The organism is Acinetobacter lwoffii, from assembly GCF_029024105.1.
In the GTDB taxonomy this organism is placed as follows: Bacteria; Pseudomonadota; Gammaproteobacteria; order Pseudomonadales; family Moraxellaceae; genus Acinetobacter; species Acinetobacter lwoffii.
In genome coordinates, this window is record NZ_CP118963.1 from 2505025 (window position 1) to 2522624 (window position 17600).

General features: G+C 45.8%; 15 protein-coding genes. 3 read left to right on the forward strand and 12 right to left on the reverse strand.

What is annotated here, in order from left to right; genetic code table 11:
* Positions 1–101: 101 nt before the first annotated feature.
* The 5 genes from ligA to PYW33_RS12155 all read right to left on the reverse strand — a co-directional run bounded on the left by ligA (position 102) and on the right by PYW33_RS12155 (position 8380).
* Positions 102–2141, reverse strand: coding sequence for an NAD-dependent DNA ligase LigA (ligA, locus tag PYW33_RS12135; RefSeq protein ID WP_034606155.1), 2040 nt, complete (start codon positions 2139–2141; stop codon positions 102–104).
* Positions 2142–2249: 108 nt separating this feature from the next.
* A complete protein-coding gene (locus PYW33_RS12140) occupies positions 2250–3215 on the reverse strand; it encodes a cell division protein ZipA C-terminal FtsZ-binding domain-containing protein (RefSeq protein WP_004646076.1) in 966 nt (321 codons plus the stop codon).
* Position 3216: 1 nt separating this feature from the next.
* Entirely contained in the window at positions 3217–6669 is a 3453-nt protein-coding gene (gene smc, locus PYW33_RS12145; RefSeq protein WP_004646074.1) for a chromosome segregation protein SMC, read from the reverse strand.
* An 11-nt stretch (positions 6670–6680) separates the two neighbouring features.
* Entirely contained in the window at positions 6681–7376 is a 696-nt protein-coding gene (locus PYW33_RS12150) for a GntR family transcriptional regulator (RefSeq protein ID WP_004279202.1), read from the reverse strand.
* A gap of 200 nt (positions 7377–7576) precedes the next feature.
* A complete protein-coding gene (locus tag PYW33_RS12155) occupies positions 7577–8380 on the reverse strand; it encodes a sulfite exporter TauE/SafE family protein (RefSeq protein WP_004646073.1) in 804 nt (267 codons plus the stop codon).
* A gap of 27 nt (positions 8381–8407) precedes the next feature.
* Between PYW33_RS12155 and PYW33_RS12160 the strand changes: the two genes are divergently transcribed.
* Positions 8408–9163: a biotin--[acetyl-CoA-carboxylase] ligase gene (locus PYW33_RS12160; RefSeq protein ID WP_004646072.1), complete on the forward strand. Its 756-nt coding sequence runs from the start codon at positions 8408–8410 to the stop codon at positions 9161–9163.
* Positions 9164–9177: 14 nt separating this feature from the next.
* The gene (locus PYW33_RS12165; protein ID WP_004646071.1) at positions 9178–9918 is read left to right on the forward strand and encodes a type III pantothenate kinase; all 741 of its coding nucleotides are present in this window, start codon (positions 9178–9180) and stop codon (positions 9916–9918) included.
* Here the strand turns inward: PYW33_RS12165 and PYW33_RS12170 are convergent.
* The 3 genes from PYW33_RS12170 to ffh form a co-directional block, all read right to left on the reverse strand.
* Positions 9872–10477 (reverse strand): RBBP9/YdeN family alpha/beta hydrolase, encoded by a 606-nt coding sequence (locus PYW33_RS12170; RefSeq protein WP_004646070.1) that lies wholly within the window; start codon positions 10475–10477, stop codon positions 9872–9874. The genes PYW33_RS12165 and PYW33_RS12170 overlap by 47 nt on opposite strands.
* 138 nt (positions 10478–10615) lie before the next feature.
* Positions 10616–11188 (reverse strand): RBBP9/YdeN family alpha/beta hydrolase, encoded by a 573-nt coding sequence (locus tag PYW33_RS12175; protein ID WP_004646069.1) that lies wholly within the window; start codon positions 11186–11188, stop codon positions 10616–10618.
* Positions 11189–11339: 151 nt separating this feature from the next.
* Positions 11340–12746, reverse strand: a complete 1407-nt coding sequence (gene ffh / locus PYW33_RS12180; protein WP_004279196.1) for a signal recognition particle protein — start codon at positions 12744–12746, stop codon at positions 11340–11342.
* 138 nt (positions 12747–12884) lie between these two features.
* Between ffh and PYW33_RS12185 the strand changes: the two genes are divergently transcribed.
* The gene (locus PYW33_RS12185; protein WP_004646068.1) at positions 12885–13694 is read left to right on the forward strand and encodes a cytochrome C assembly family protein; all 810 of its coding nucleotides are present in this window, start codon (positions 12885–12887) and stop codon (positions 13692–13694) included.
* A gap of 60 nt (positions 13695–13754) precedes the next feature.
* Here the strand turns inward: PYW33_RS12185 and PYW33_RS12190 are convergent, their stop codons facing one another.
* The 4 genes from PYW33_RS12190 to paaK form a co-directional block, all read right to left on the reverse strand.
* Entirely contained in the window at positions 13755–14516 is a 762-nt protein-coding gene (locus PYW33_RS12190) for a class I SAM-dependent methyltransferase (protein WP_004646067.1), read from the reverse strand.
* A gap of 129 nt (positions 14517–14645) precedes the next feature.
* A complete protein-coding gene (locus PYW33_RS12195; protein WP_004646066.1) occupies positions 14646–15254 on the reverse strand; it encodes a DapH/DapD/GlmU-related protein in 609 nt (202 codons plus the stop codon).
* A gap of 31 nt (positions 15255–15285) precedes the next feature.
* The gene (gene paaX, locus PYW33_RS12200) at positions 15286–16224 is read right to left on the reverse strand and encodes a phenylacetic acid degradation operon negative regulatory protein PaaX (protein WP_004279192.1); all 939 of its coding nucleotides are present in this window, start codon (positions 16222–16224) and stop codon (positions 15286–15288) included.
* A gap of 63 nt (positions 16225–16287) precedes the next feature.
* Positions 16288–17580, reverse strand: a complete 1293-nt coding sequence (gene paaK / locus PYW33_RS12205) for a phenylacetate--CoA ligase PaaK (RefSeq protein WP_004646065.1) — start codon at positions 17578–17580, stop codon at positions 16288–16290.
* Between the last annotated feature and the right edge of the window lie 20 nt (positions 17581–17600).

Sequence of the window (17600 nt, forward strand, 5' to 3'; positions counted from 1 at the left end):
CCCCTCTCATTCACCTATAGTTTTGAACTAGCAATAAAAAAGACACCTGAAGATTCATCATCCTCGGTGTCTTTTTTATTTGAGTCATTGTTTAGAACTGATTAGTCTTCGATTTGCCCATGCTCTTTCATCAAAGCAATAAATTGCGCTTCATTGATCACAGGTACACCGAGTTTTTCTGCTTTATCGAGCTTAGAACCCGCTTTTTCACCCGCAACCACACATTTGGTTTTACTGGACACACTGCCACTGACTCGTGCACCTAAGGCTTGCAATAACTGGGTTGCATCATCTCGTCCCATACTGCTTAAAGTCCCGGTGACCACCCAGCTTTCGCCGTTTAACGGCTGACGGGTCGGTGCAATCGGTGCATCCCAGTGAATACCGGCAGCCAGTAAACGATCCAGAACTTCCAGGTTATGTGGTGCCTGGAAGAAATCCAGAATCCATTCCGCAGTGATATCACCTACATCTGGAGTTTTCTTTAATGCTTCCAGATCTGCCTCACGTAAGGCATCCAGTGTCTGGAAAGTATTGGCCAGCATACGTGCCGTAGTTTCTCCTACTCCACGAATACCGAGTGCATAGATGAAAGCTGCCAGTGTGGTTTTCTTGCTGTTCTCGATAGAATCAACTAAATTCTGGACCGATTTTTCCCCCATTTTTTCAATCTGGAGTAATTGCTCACGGTGCTCATGCAGATGGTAAATATCTGATACATCTTTCAGAAGATTTAAATGTAGCAGTGACTCTACCCAGCGATCACCCAGCCCTTCTATATCCATGGCCTTACGCGACACAAAATGACGAATGGTTTCGATTCGCTGCGCAGCACAATAGAGTTCGCCAGAGCAGCGGGCCAATGCTTCACCTTCCGGCATCACTACTGGTGAATCACATACTGGACATTGTTCAGGTAAATGCACTTCTACTGCATCGACTGGGCGGAATTCCGGCCAGACTTTTTCCACCTTAGGAATTACATCGCCACTACGATAAACACTGACCGTATCGCCAATACGCACATCCAGACGGTGAATTTCCCCAATATTATGCAGCGTCACATTGGAGACTGTTACTCCACCAACAGCGACCGGATTCAAACGCGCAACCGGCGTCAATGTTCCAGTACGACCCACTTGCCAGTTAATATTTTCTACTGTGGTCAGTGCTGCAACTGCCGGAAATTTATAGGCGGTGGCCCAACGCGGTTCACGGCTCAGGAAACCAAGCTGTTGTTGCTGTTTCAGGTCATTGACCTTGATCACCATACCATCGATTTCGACACTGAGACTGGCACGCTCATCAATGATCTGTTCGTAGACCTTTTGCACGTCCTGAATACTGTCACAGATAAAGTGACGCTCGCCAACCGCAAAACCGAACTGATGTAACCATTCCAGACTGGCGGACATAGTGGTTTGTCCATGATGCGGCACGCACTGAGCAATCCCATAAGCATAAAAAGCCAATGGCCGCGAGGCAGCAATATTCGGGTCCAGCTGACGCAAACTTCCTGCCGCAGCATTACGCGGATTAGCAAAGGTCTTTTCACCTTTGGCGGCATTGGCAGCATTCAATTTTTCAAAACCGGATTTCGGCATCAACACTTCGCCGCGGACTTCCAACAAATCGGGAATGATGCCATTCACTGGAGATAGAAGTTTCGGCAGGTTGCGAATAGTTCTGACATTCTGGGTGATGTCTTCACCGGTTTCCCCATCGCCGCGCGTCACCCCACGCGTCAGTACGCCATGCTCATACCAGAGTGAAATGGCCAGACCATCAAATTTCAGTTCAACATCATATTCAATTTTTTGATTCGGCAAACGTTCTTCAATACGGCGGGCAAAAGCCAGCAGATCTTCCTGATTAAAGACATTGCCTAATGACAGCATCGGCACGGCGTGTGTTACGGTCACAAATTTTGAAAGCGCCTGCCCACCCACTTTATCGGTCGGGCTATCCGGCTGGATCAGATCGGGATATTGTTGTTCTAAAGCTTTGAGCTGATGAAAGAGCTGATCATATTCACTGTCTTCAATGCTCGGTTGATCCATCACATAATAAGCATGATTATGCTTGGCAAGCAGTTGAATCAGTTGACGCATTTGCGCAATGACAGTGGCATCTTGGGTCATAATTTCACCATAAAAAAGGGCGGAAAATCCGCCCTGTAGAATATTCAGCTTTTGGCTATTATAAAAATTGCAGTCCACAGATTCAACTTGCAGATCGAACAAAACCGCTTAAACTTCTGTAGGTTGACCCGCGCGATAATCAATCGCCTGATGGCGCCAGAATTCACGTAATTGTGGTGTAAATTCCTGCTGGTTCTGATCGTAGACCAGACCATCCACTTCACGGGCAATCAGACGTGAAATACTGTCCATGGTATCAAAGGCATTTTGTACATCGCTATGCGGCAAAGCCAGGAAGAAGGCCAGACCTTTGACTTCCTGAGTCGAGAGAGTTTCCAGATCAAAACCTTCCATGCCGGTATCCGTCATTTGCAGTACCGAAAACAGCAGTTTTGAATCATCTTCACTATAGCGGTGGAAACAGGCCAGTTCGCCATAACGCAGGCCATATTTCAATAAAACCTTCAAGGTTTTATCACCCGAAAGTACACGGCCTTGTGGATAGATATGCAAAGAAATAATGGTTTCAGCATTGGACAAAGCACTTTCTTCATCCACTATTTTTTGCTCATGCAGATGTGCATCCAGAATACTGCTTTCATCATTAAATTCAGAAATTTCTGCTTTTTCGATGTTGCTGTTCAGGCTGAATTCAGGCATTTCTTCCTTGGTTTCAATCTGGCTATTCTTCTGTTCCGCTTCTACCTGTTGAACATCCGCTGCCGTGACTACCGACTTTTCCACTACTTCAGCTTCTGTTGACGGGGCAGCTACAGGAGTTTCGACTGCTTTTGGCTCAACCGGAGTTGATTCAGCCTTGCGAAAGGCGGAAGGCTTTTCAGGAGCCGGTTCATCTATACCCAAGCTTGGCTCGATACGATCAGATTCGACATCCTGTTGTGCCAACTGAGAACGTACATGCCTTGGAATGATCGGGGTCTGGCTATCCGGGTCGATATGCAGGTTGGCATCCAGTGAAGGTACAGCCTCTACAGGTTTTTTGAACAGCATTCTTATACCAAACAGCATAATCACAATTGCGATAACAATCCCGATAATGGTGGTGATTTCCATATTATACCTCCGCAGCTAGGCCGTATTCTTTTGCCTGTTCCAAATTAACTGTCACTAATTTTGATGTTCCCGGTTCAGGCATGGTTACACCTAAAAGATCAGTCGCCATCATCATTGCAAGTTTGTTATGGGTAATATAAATAAATTGCACGTGTTCAGAAAGCTCTTTAACTAAATTACAAAAGCGTCCCACATTGGCATCATCCAGCGGTGCATCGACTTCATCCAGTACACAAAATGGTGCCGGATTTAAGCGAAAAATCGCGAATACCAATGCTAATGCGGTTAAGGCCTTTTCTCCACCAGAGAGTAAGGCCAATGAGCTGTTTCGTTTACCCGGTGGTCGGGCCATCAGTTTTACACCCGACTGCCAGCCATCTTCAAGGCTTAAACTCGCCTCACCGCCTTCAAACACTTTCGGGAACAGGTTTTGCAGTTCAGCATTGACCTGATCAAACGTGTGCATAAACAGTTTACGGGTTTCCTGATCAATACTCTTCATCGCGGCCTGTAGCTGTTCAACCGTATTTTCCAGATCCTGCATCTGGTGACTCAGTTCCTCATAACGTTTTGACACTTCTTCATATTCTTCAGAAGCCGCCAGATTGACTGCACCAAGTTTATCGAACTGAGCCTGAGCTTTTTCCAGTTTCGCCTGATGTGCTTTAAGGTCAATATTCAGTCCGGAAATTACTTCACTATTCAATTCTTTCAGCTGTTCAGAATAATGCTGCAAATCAGATTTGGCTGCCTGCCAGGCCAGACGTTTTTCTTCCAGTGTACTGCGGAGTTTTTCATCCTGCTGCTGGAAGCTGTGACGCTGTTCGGTCAGCTGCTGCTGTTTGCTCTGCACCTGATTTAATTCAATCTGCCAGTCGGCCCAGGTCTTTTGCAGCTTTTCAGTGATCTGCGCCTGTTCATTAAACTGGCTCTGTAAAGCAGGTAATTCCAGCTGTACCGGATCAACAAATTTCTTGGCCTGCTCGATTTGTGCAGTAATTTGTTGAGACTGTTCTTTTAGGAATACCTGATCTTTTTCCAGCAATTCAATTTGCTGCTGGCTTTGCACATTTTGCCTACGCAGCACTTCTAATTCCTGCTGCGCTTGCTGACTGAGCTGCTGTGAGTCATCCAGCTGAGTACTCAATTCTTCCAGCTGGAATTGCAGGGTTTTATAATTTGGTAGCGCCTGTTCCAGTTTGATATTCAAGGCATGCAGATCAATTTCCAGATCATCTTTCTGCATGGCATCTTCTTCAAGCTGCTCATCCAGTTGTTGTAACTGATGCTGTAATTGCTGCTTTTGCAATGCAAAAGCCTGCGCACTACTTTGTACTTTAGCAATATTGACATCGAGTTGCTGCAGCTGCTTTTGGGTATGCTTGTGCTGCTCGCTGATACTCTGAATCTGATTTTGCAAAGCTTTAACCTGATCGGCGAATTCAGGTAACTGCTGCTCCAGCTGCATAAGCTTGGGTTCAAGTTCCGCAAGCTGCTGCTCGATTTCATCCAGACGGATTCGATGACTCAATGCGCCTTGTCCGGCCTGACTGGCTTCATCATAGTCCAGCGCAATGACCCAGTCTGACCCAACATGATAGCCATCCAGACTTAGGATTGACTGGCCTTGTAATAGGTCAGTTTGAAGCGGTAATGCTTGTGCTAATGTATCTACGACCGCGACTTGTTGCCACAGTGAATAATGCGGAGATTCAATCCAGTCGGCCAGACACATCGTATTGGCAATCTGAATTTTATTCTGAACAGCCTGTTGCTTTAACTGACGCGCACAATCTTCAAGGAAGTACTCACCCTCTGCCAGAATCTGGGCAGACAGCCACTTGGCCAAAAACTTTTCGATCAGGCTGGCATGTCCTTTGCCTGCATCATTGAGCTTAAGTACATGCATCAGCTGGACCGCATCGTTTTTAGCATTTGGATTGGCTTTGGTCAGTAATTGGCTCAGGTTTTTCTTTTCTGAATGAAGCACCTGAATTTCAGATTTGAGCTGCATCAAGCGCTGCTGATGGTTCGCCTGCTCTGCCTGCATCTGCTCGAATTGAGTTCTTAAATCTGTTAATTGAATTTCATAGCCAACGATTTGCTGTTCAGCTTGGGCTTTGTCTGCCTGATACTGATCCAGCTCATCTTGCTGCGCCTGTTGCTGAATCTGTGCACTTTGCTGTTGGAGCGTCTGTTTCTGCTGTTCAATCCGCTCAATATTCTTTGCCAGTTGCTCGCTTTGAGCCAACATCTGTAATTTACGCTGTTGCTGCTGTTCGACCTGGGTTTTGATCTGGGTAAATTGCGCTGCCACAGTGCTATGTTGAGCTTTGAGCTCAGTCAAGTTTTGGCTTTGCGCCTGACTCTGGCCATCTTGCTGCTGCAATTGTGCCTGCTGATCTTCAAGTTGCTGCTGCAAGGTTTCGAGTTGCAGTTCAATCAACTGCAAACGCTCTTTGGTTTGGACTTTTTGCTGTTCCAACTTGATCAGACTGGTGGAATTCTGCTCCAGCAAAGACTGCTTTTGTTGCAGGGTCATTTCCAGTTCAGCCAGTTTTTTCTCGGCCTGTTGCCATTCGCTTTGCAAAGGAGTGGATTGCTGAATCAGACGCTGGAACAGTTCACTGGTGCTGCCCAAATCATGTTCAACGGTGGTCAGTTCGGAACGTACCAGCTTAAAGTTTTCCCCGAGCGTATTCATCTCAAGGGTATATTCTTCCTGTAAACGCTGGCTTTGCTCACATTGAAAAGACAGAATTTCGATCTTGATGGTACGGATCTGTCCTTCCAGTTCTTTATATTGAATCGCACTTTCCGACTGACGTTTCAGGGTTTTTAGCTGGGATTTCAGTTCGGAGGCGATATCTTCCAGACGCGACAGGTTTTGTGTGGTGTGATCCAGATGCAGCATCGTTTCACGGCGACGCGCCTGATAGCGTGATACACCCGCGGCTTCTTCAATATAAACCCGCATTTCATCTGGCTTGGCATCGACCAGACGGTTGATCATGCCCTGCTCGATAATCGCATAAGAACGTGGCCCAAGACCGGTACCAAGGAAAATATCGGTAATATCACGACGACGGCATTTGCTGCCATTCAGGAAATATTCGGACTTGCCATCGCGGTTGACCTGACGGCGTACTGCCAGTTCATTATAGGCATTATAAGCACCGCCCAGCTTGCCATAGGTATTGTCAAAGCGCAGTTCTACACTGGCCATGCCCACCGGTTTACGTTTCGCAGTTCCGGTAAAGATGACGTCCTGCATGCTGCCACCACGCAGCTGGCGCGCACTGGACTCGCCCATGACCCAGCGTATGGCATCAATGACGTTAGATTTACCACAACCATTCGGTCCCACGACCGCAGTACGATTATCTTTAAAATGCAAAGTGGTACTGTCGGCAAAAGATTTAAAGCCTGAAAGTTTTAAACTGCTTAAACGCATAATGTCCTGATTTAACGTCGTGAGCGTCTGGCCCACGCGAGTTCAATTTGTTTCATCCGTGTCAGAGATTCCAACACAAGGTTGCGCAAGTGTCGACAAAAATCTTCCATAAATAAAGTGGCCTGATGGCTTTTTCGTATCAAAATTGCTTCAGTGACCAGTTTAAATAAGTCAAAAGATTCCTGTAACTCGCGTCTGGAAATATTCAGGGTCAGAAAATAGCTCCGACGTAAAGATGGCAGCAGTTCCTGATAGTAGCGCATCAGATAAGGATTCCCCACCATCTCATGCTGCTGGGCCATGCCCTGAAAGATCAGATCATAAAACTTTTCAGTGTGTCCTTGGCGAGTTTCTGCTTCCAATTGCTCTAATAATAGCTGAATGCGCTCAGCTTCATGCACCCGCCAGGTTTCCGCCATGCGATACACCATTTGCCCGAGCAATAATGAGGTCATGTCAAATAAGGCACGCACCTGCAAGGCCGACATTTCCGAGACAATCGCCCCACGGCGCGGGAAAATTTCAATCAGCTGGGTGCGTTCCAGCAAAAGCAGGGCTTCACGAACCGAACCCCGACTGACATCAAGCTCTGAGGCAATCCTGAGTTCCTGTATACGTTCGCCTTCGACCAGTTCACCGCGAATAATCTGTTCGCTAATGTGCTTGGCAATCTGCTCAGACAAACTGTGCGCTTGTTCTAATGGCATACCGTTCCTGTCTTTATTTTTATGGATACTGGTTTAGCCCTTTATTTGGACTATGTTGCTATTAAACGGGTTTTTATCCATAAATACTTTGACATTGTCAGACAATCTTATGTCTATATAGCCAACTTAGGCCCATAAAAAAGGAGAATAGTGAGCTATTCTCCTTATACGGTACATCAGTCCAACCGAAAAGGTTTAAATCAGGCCATAAACCCTTGATAAATAAAATACAGGCCGACGGTGGTCAGTAGTGCAGCAAAACATTTTTTTAATACGGCCGGTGAAAGCAGATGTGCCACTTTTGCCCCCAGCTTGACCGTGAAAAAACTCATCATGCTGATCCCGATAAAGGCATAAATATGAATATAGCCAATGGTATTTGGTACGGTAACCTGCGCCTGTTTACCAAACCAGATAAAACCCAGCGCACCTGCGACTGCAATTGGCAATCCACAAGCCGCAGAGGTCGCTACGGCTTTTTGCATCACGATTCCGCAGCGATTCAGAAATGGGACGGTCAGACTTCCCCCGCCAATCCCAAAGATCGCCGATGCCACACCGATTCCACCACCTGCAGCAATTTGTACCGGGGTTGAAGGCAATTTTTGATTCGGATCAATCTGGATATGCGCTCCCTTGAACATTCTAAATGCCACCCAGACCGCAAAGAAGCCAATCATTAACTGCAAACCCTGACCAGATAAATAATCGGCAATCCCCGCACCTAGGAAAGAACCGATAATCAGACCTGGCGCCAGATTACGAAACACAGGCCATAGTACTGCCCCTCGCTGATGATGCGCCATCACCGAACTGATAGAAGTCACAATAATCGTTGCCAAGGAAGTGCCCACCGCCATATGCATAATCACGCTGGGATCGTACTGAAGCTGGGTAAAAACAATGTACAGGATCGGCACAATAATCAAACCACCACCGACCCCAAACAGGCCTGCGGTGAATCCGGCAATTGCACCAATCAATAAATATATGATTAACTCCATAACGATATTTACCACGTTTAGATTCAAATGGATGTAGAAACTCGTGAACTGCAACAACGATTAAGCGATGCAGGCCAACTCCCGGAAGTATTACTCATCAAACCGATTACCACATCGACCAATGATGATGTACGCGAATTGGCAACGAAGGGGGTGCAGCAGGTTCTGGTGTGCAGTCATGTGCAGACCCAAGGCCGTGGACAGCGTCAACGTCAGTGGATTTCACCTGAAGGGAACATCTATTTAAGCACATTGCTGCATACACAAAAACCCATCGATGGTCGTCTGGCGCTAGAAATTGCGTTAAATATCCTGCAAATGCCCAGTCTAAAAGGCCTGGAATTACAGGTGAAATGGCCGAATGACCTGTATAGCCTGCACGGAAAATGGGGCGGCATTCTGGTCGAGCCGATTTCATCTACACAGGTGGTGGTCGGTGTAGGTTTAAATATCGATCCTCTGCTCACTGACCTTCCAGATCAGCAGGTTAGCTCCTTGAACGAGTTGGGATTATCACATACCTCAAGAGTCGAGCTGATTGCCCAGTTATATCTGGCGATTCAGCAAGCCGGGCAATGGTTTAATTATGGCAGTCAAAACCTGGCGGCGCGTTTCAATCGATCGGCTGCATTTATGCAACAAACGGTTGAATTTACTGACGTGCAAGGGCAATATTCCGGTACTTTTCTCGGGATTCAGGATGATGGTGCAGTCAAGATTTTGACCGATCAGGGAATCCAGACCTTTTATCAGGGACAGCTCCGCCTTCAACACGGTGGATGAACAGGCATACAGCAATGAAAAAATTATGGTTGGATATCGGCAATACCCGGCTTAAATACTGGATTACCGAGCATGATCAGATTATTGAACAGGCAGCAGAATTACATTTACAGTCCCCTGCTGATTTGTTACTTGGCCTGATCCAGCATTTCAAAGCGCTGGGCTTGCATCAGGTAGGTCTATCCTCTGTCCAAGATAAAATCAATAATGAGCGCATTCTCAGCATTTTAGAAAGCCTGCATATTCCAGTGATTTTTGCTCAAGTACAGGCAGAATATGCCGGTCTGATCTGTGGCTATGATGAACCTTCGCAACTGGGGATTGACCGCTGGTTACAGGTACTTGCAGTGGCGACGCAAACGCATGAAAATTATTGTGTGATTAGTTGCGGTACGGCGCTGACCATTGATCTGGCGCAAGGACAACAACATTTGGGTGGATTTATTCTGCCAAATCTATACTTGCAGCGTGACTCCCTAATTCAGAATACCAAAGGCATTAAAATTCCGGATGCCGCTTTTTCTGAACTCAATCCTGGACGCAATACCATCGATGCGGTACATCATGGCATCCTACTTGGTCTGCTGAGTATCATCGAAAAAGTATTGCGTGATTTCCCTGCACAGTTGGTTTTAACTGGTGGAGATGCGCCGCTGTTTGCGCAACATCTCGCTCAGTATCAGCCCCGGATTGAACCGGATCTTTTGCTTAAAGGCCTGCAGCATTTTGCAGCTCATTTGCCAGACACTGTTTGATAATGTCCAGCAATTGCGGAAAATCGGCAAAGCCATCGGACTTGTTGAAATGCCCGGCTTTTTTGATCTCAAAAATTTGTGCATTCAAGCTATGTGCTAAACGCAAGGAAATCGGTGCAGGCACATAGGGATCATTACTGGAGATCAGCATCACCGCACGTTTATAGCTATACGGCAAGTTTTTCAGATCGAGTCGCACAGCCTGCAGTATTTTATTCAGTTCTGACCAGGCCACCAGCGGTGTATCAAAGGCCGAGACCAGAATGATGCCGCCGATCTTGTGTTGCTGCTGAATATAATGTTCCTGTAAAAATTTTAAAACACTGACGCAACTCAGGCCATGTGCAACTAAAAAGGTATGTTCATCCATGTGCGGAATGTGCAGTTTCAGATTCTGCTGCCACTCTTCTAAATCAGGCTGAAAGGGGTTGGCCAGCATAATCCGCTTGGACTCAAAACCGGCATTTTTAAGCTGGCGACTCAGCCAAGGATACCAGTGATCATTGGAGTTCGCCTGATAATCAGGGACGATATAGACTTTTTTTATTATATTTTTCATAGTGATTTACTTATTATCATTGAACGCAAATTGCGTCGACAAAAAATTAGTTTTAACCAGTCTGGAGATGGAATTCAAGTGCCTTTTTGAACACCATCTCATGTTAAACTTTAAAATTTAGCGAATACAACAACATGCTTAAACTTCGGATTTAATCAGATAAGGCTTGATCACTTTCCAGAGTTCCGGCAGATCAGTACAACCTTGAGAATCAATAAAATGCCCATGGTGCTTGGCATTCACCACAATGGCATCCAGACTGTCCGCCTGTTCCAGACTAAATTCAGGCGCAACCCGATCATCGCCTTCAGAATAGATCACTACACGCTCTGCAATCTGCTGTTTGAGTAAATCAAAATCGATCTCAGCAGCATCAATAAAAGGATTTACTTCATCCAGGCGACCCAATCGACCATTAAATCCCGCGATCAGTACCAGTTGCTGAATTTTCTGCTGTTTTAATTCTCTGGATAAGTAATGCAATGCGGCCACAGTTCCCAAGCTATGTGCGATAAAGATACTGTCCTCGTCAATTGCATCAATCTGTTCACGCATTTGCTGATCCCAGGTGTCCAGTGTCGGTGTAGGCGATGGATCCAGCCGGAGTACTTTTAAACTGACATTTTCCTGTTGGGCTTTTTCCTGAATCCATGGATACCAATTTTCTTCCGGGCTTGCAGTATAACCATGTACGACAATTACTTGGTTCATTTGAAATTTCTCTTTATTTTGTGCTGATATTCCCGAGTCTGCCTGATTGGATTTTTATTTTGGGTAAGTAAATGTTGTTTTGTTTAAACCAGTTTGACCATTTATTCGCAATAAAAAAAGGCGCATATTGCGCCTTTTTTTAAAATAAAACTTATTTCTTGTCGTTGCCGCCGAACAATGGACCCATACCACCGCCGCCGCCAAACTGTTTCTGCAAGCCGCCAAGTGATTTCATCATTTTCGCCATACCCGATGGATTGGCAAATTTTTTCATCATCTTGGCCATTTGGGCATGTTGCTTGATCAGCTTGTTGACTTCTGCCACTTCCATACCACAACCTGCTGCGATACGTTTTTTACGGCTTGGGTTCATCAAGTCCGGGTTACGGCGCTCTTTGATAGTCATCGACTGGATAATCGCTTCCATTTTCTTGACCTGCTTTTCAGGATTGGCTTGCGCCAACGCATCTTGCAGACCGGCATTGCTCATGCCAGGAAGTTTGTCCAGGAAGCCCATCATGCCGCCCATCTTGTTCATCTGCTCAAACTGCATCAGCATGTCTTCAAAGTTGAAGCTGCCGCCTTTTTGCAGTTTTTTCGCCATTTTTTCGGCTTTTTCTTTGTCGACCTTGCGTTCAAGTTCTTCGACCAAAGAAAGTACATCACCCATACCGAGAATACGCTGTGCGACACGCTCAGGATGGAATGGCTCCAAGGCATCGAGTTTCTCACCCATACCCAAGAATTTGATTGGCTTACCGGTAATCGCACGCACTGACAATGCCGCACCACCGCGCGCATCACCATCAGTTTTGGTCAGAATCACACCAGTTAAAGGCAAGGCATCGTTGAATGCTTTAGCGGTGTTTGCCGCATCCTGACCAGTCATGGCATCGACCACGAACAGGGTTTCAGTCGGGTTAATCGCTGCATGCAGCTCTTTGATTTCACCCATCATGTCATCATCGATATGCAAACGACCTGCCGTATCGACAATCAGCACATCGGCAAACTGGATTTTTGCCTGTTCAATCGCACGATTCACAATCGTAATCGGTTTTTCGTCTGCGCTGGATTCCAGGAAAATCGCACCGACTTCACCCGCGACAGTCTGTAACTGTTTGATCGCAGCCGGACGATATACGTCGGCAGAGACCATCGCGACTTTTTTCTTTTGACGTTCTTGTAAGAAGCGTGCAAGTTTTGCTGCAGTTGTTGTTTTACCTGCACCCTGCAGGCCTGCCAGCAGGACAACCACAGGTGGTTTTGCAGCGAGGTCGAGGCTTTCATTGGCCTCGCCCATCATTTTGGTCAATTCGTCATGAACGATTTTGACAAAAGCCTGCCCAGGAGATAACTGAGTCATCACTTCCTGGCCCAATGCTTCTTCCTTAACTTTCGCGATGAATTCACGAGTTACAGGTAATGCAACATCGGCCTCAAGAAGCGCCATACGCACTTCACGTAACGTATCTTTAATATTGTCTTCGGTTAGCTGCCCTGAGCCAGTAACATTTCTTAAACTCTGCGTGAGTCGTTCTGTTAAGGTATCAAACATTGCAAAATCCGCTTAAAATAGCCATGAGCAAAAAATTGTTTCTTAAAATAGAAAATTTATGCATAGAATGCTATAGGATACTGTAGTTCGCAGCGAATTTATATAAATGAATATTCATCACCCTTAAAAAGGTTTGACATGGTTAGCCTCCCCTTGGTTTATACGATCTTAGCATTAGTCGCTTATACCGCTTCCTTCTGGTATCTGTTCATTCATTTAATGTCTAAACGTGCTCCTAATCAATGGTTTGTCTCGCTAACTGCACTGCTTGGCCTGAGCCTGCATGCACTGGTTTTATATGGCGATATGCATACCTCGCTAGGCATCAATTATGATGTCTTTGCCCTGTTTTCTTTTACCTCCGGTCTAATGCTATTACTCAGCATTATTTACAGTACTTATCGTCCAATTATTGCCCTGAATCTGATCGGAATTCCAGTAGCTGCCACAGGTTTGATCCTCGGCTTTGCGTTTACTCAGCCTGCAAAAATCATCGCACAAAACTCTTTGGGTCTGGATATTCATATTATTTTGTCTTTGTCTGCTTATGCAGTATTGCTCATGGCAACCATTCAGGCCGTAATTTTACGTTTTCAGGATCGTGAGCTGAAAAAGAAGCAGAAACGCCGGGTCTGGGTCAGTTTGCTACCCTCTTATCAGGACATGGAATCGCTCCTGTTTGATATGCTGATGACCGGTTTTGTTTTACTTACCCTCGCTTTGGGCTTTGGCTTTTTCACCATCGACAATTTCTTCGCCCAGCATCTGGCACATAAAACTGCGTTCAGTATTATTTCCTGGCTGGTTTATGGTTCCCTATTAATCGGACACTGGAAGTTTGGCTGGCGTGGCCAGAAAGCCGTGCGCTTTACCCTGCTCGGTTTTGGCTTGCTGGCACTGGGTTTTATTGGGTCTAAATTTGTGCTGGAAATGATTCTAGGGCGATAATTCTGAGCCTTGAAATATTCAATTCATTGTCCAATAAACAGGCTTTAGCTTGAATATTCTTTAAACGATTATACGCCCCGCACGCACTGACAATGGCCAGCGAATCACTCTAGGCAATTCTGGATCTTCCCATTCTGGCAATAAGGCATCTGCCAGTGCATTTAATGGATTATGTCCAAGTGCTTGAGTGGCTGCTTTCACGGCTGACCAAGTACTCATATAACCAATTAACTGATAAAAATTCCATTCAACCTGTAATACCGGTGGCTGAATCACCATTTCCTGAAATGGAAATGGGAGATTTTTATATCCTTCATCTACATGGCGACGTTCAGGTGGCCAGTACAGTGCGAGTGTCACCTTATAAAAATGCTTAAAATAATGATCCAGATGTGGCTCATCCACACTGAACACGCCATAGCTAATTAAAGCCAGAATGGCATTGGGTTTAGCAATACGACGGACTTCTGCGTAGAATTTTTCGAGATTCAGCCAATGCGCTGCTTGAGCCACCGAAATCAGATCAATACTATGGTCAGCACACGGGATCTCTTCAGCGAGCGCCTGACCATACTGAATTTTTGGATGCGGTTTGGCTTGGGCAATCTGTTCACTACTCGCATCAATAGCAAGCACCTGATCAAAGTAATTCGCCAAAACTTCTGAAAGCTGTCCAGAACCACAGCCGACATCTACAGCCAATTTAGTACTTGGTGACAGCTCTGCCAATAGCTTTCCCAATGCATCCGGATAATGCGGACGAAACAAGGCATAATCCTGTGATTGCTGGGAGAAATGATCTTTAAATTCCCTGTTTTCCATATATGCTTTCCAGACCAGTTTTATTTCAGTCTAAATAGCCAGTCAGGGAATGCAGTTGGAATTTGGTTTCAGTCACTTCCTGTTTTTAAAATGCAGAATTCATCCAATGAATAGAATCATGTTCTTGACTTAGTCATTCAAGCTATTCTGCTTGATCTGATACTCTGCCTTGAAGGCTTTGTAGCTCAGCCGGTCTGCGGAGACTTCCGTTAAAGGATTGACTTCCTGCATGGAGGACAAGCAGCGCTCTGTCAGCTGAATATATTCCTGCGTTCCCTTGCTTTTCCAGGCGATTTCTTTAGCTTCCAAAGGACGGATAACCCGCGCTGGACTACCGAGCACCAATGAATTTTCCGGGATCTGAGCTTTGGCTTTAACCGTGCTATTGGCACCGATAATGGTATTTTCACCAATCTCGGCTTCATCCAGAATCACGCTGTTCATGCCGACCAATACATTTTTACGAATGATACAGCCATGTAAAATCGCGCCGTGTCCGATATGACCATATTCTTCGACCAGCGTGACATTGCCGGGAAAGCCATGAATGGTACAGGAATCCTGAACATTGGCATTTTTCTGGATGTGAATCCCGCCAAAGTCGGCTCTTAAAGTTGCGAAAGGCCCGATATATACGCCCTCTTCAATCACCACATCCCCGATCAGAACGGCTTGTGGATGTACATAAGCACGAGGGCTGACCACAGGAATCACACCATCAATGGCATAACACGGCATTATTTTATTCCTTTAAAAATGCAGAATTAGATTAGCTGACGGCTTCCAGTCGCAAACCGCCAAAGCGTTTATAGAATTGTGGATGTACCGGCGGCATCGAACCTTCCGAAGTTCGGGCGATCTCCATAAAGAATTCATCCCCTGCCGCAACCACGGTTTGATATAAATTACTGCTCAGATTACGGGCATTCAGGGAAAGCCAGTTGGATGGCAATAATTCAAAAGGCAGATTTGGATCTTTTAATAAAATCCGGCGAAATTGATGAATCAGCAAAATTCGCAGCTGAAAAGCCTGAACCGGATCCAGTTCATCTTCCTGTTCCACCAGATGAAAGAATTCCCGGAAATCCGCAATAAATTTTTCATAGCGCTGATGCAGTTCCTGCACCGGCCAGTTGGTGGCAACCATGCGTTTCACGGTTGGATAGGATTCCTGCCAGAGCTGCAAGGTTTCGGCCTTAAACACCACGACTTGGTCGGTCATTTTCAGGTTCAGCAGCAGGTTTTGCAGTTTCTGGTGATCACAGCCCGGATAGGCCATGACATTAGTGGCGATATTGGCAAAGCCCAGCCATTCCAGTTCTTTTTTCAGAACCAGTTTATTTTCCAGTTCCACTGAACTGAGCAGCACCAGATCCCACTTCTGATCCCATTCGGTATGCTGAAAACTGTAAATTTTTTGATCCGCCATAATAAAACGCTGGCGGCTGCTTTCGGTTACGCGATAATAACTGGTGCGACCAATTTTCTCAGACATCAGCCAGCCATTTTGGACCAGACGAAATACGGCAGTCCGTACCGATCGTTCATTAAATCCGAAGACATCCATGAGCTGAATTAGACTGGCCAGACTGATGATGCCACCGCGGTGAAAAATACAGTCACCGAAGATGGTCATGATTAATGAGGTTCCGCTGAGTGCTTCAGTTTGAATAAAGTCATCAATTATTTGTTTTAATTTCGGATTCATTGCGTTTAACTTTACCTTATAGAAACTGGATGATAGACCATTTGGCTATCATCTAATAGTACTTCATGCAGACTTGCGGATATCAAACACGCGCTGTGCCTTACCTTCAGAGCGTGGCAGGCTCCCTTCAGGCAACACTTCGACACTCACGGTGATTCCGACCATAGTTTTAATCTGGCCCTTAAGCTGAGTTGCCAGCTGGTGTGCCATAATGTCACTGCTATCTTTACGCATTTCGGTACGGATATGCAATGTATCCAGATGTCCCTGTTTACAAATCTGAATCTGATAGTTCGGAATGAGTTGCTGGATCTGTAAAATCTGCTCTTCAATCTGTGATGGGAAGACATTGACCCCACGGATAATCATCATGTCATCACTACGGCCGACAATTTTGTCCATACGGCGCATGGTACGTGCCGTGCCTGGCAATAAACGGGTCAGATCGCGGGTACGGTAACGGATTACCGGCATGCCTTCTTTGGTAATGGTGGTAAATACCAGTTCACCCAGTTCGCCATCTGGCAGCACTTCACCAGTTTCAGGGTGAATGATTTCAGGATAGAAATGATCTTCCCAAATGGTTGGACCATCTTTGGATTCCAGACATTCCATCGCTACGCCCGGCCCCATCACTTCTGATAAACCATAAATATCCAGCGCATCAATGCCTAGACGCTCTTCAATTTCTTTACGCATTTCATTGGTCCATGGCTCTGCACCAAAGACACCGGTTTTAATCGAACAGTTTTTGGCTGTGCCAAATTTCTTCTCAAGCGCTTCAATAATGTTCAGGCAGTAAGATGGCGTAACCATCAGTGCTGTCGGTTTAAAGTCATGAATCAGTTGCGCCTGTTTATCGGTTTGTCCGCCAGACATTGGGATCACCGTTGCACCCAAGCGTTCAACGCCATAATGTGCACCTAAACCACCCGTAAACAGACCATAACCATAAGACACCTGGATGATATCTTTACTGCTCAAGCCGGCTGCACGTAATGAACGCGCCACTACATCTGACCAGACATTAATATCATTTTGGGTATAACCGACTACGGTCGGCTGACCGGTGGTGCCAGAAGATGCATGCACACGTACAATCTGTTCCTGTGGCACAGCGAACATGCCAAACGGATAGTTATCACGTAAATCCTGTTTGGTGGTAAACGGGTATTTGGCCAGATCTTCCAGTGAGTTAAAATCGTCTGGATGCACGCCAGCATCATCGAATTTCTTTTTATAAACCGGGCTATTCTGATAAGCATGTTGCAACGTCTTTTTCATACGCTGTAGCTGAACACTGCGTAACTCATCAACCGATACTTTTTCAATTTTTTCCATTGCATTGTTATTCATATTCTTACTCCTGACGCAGT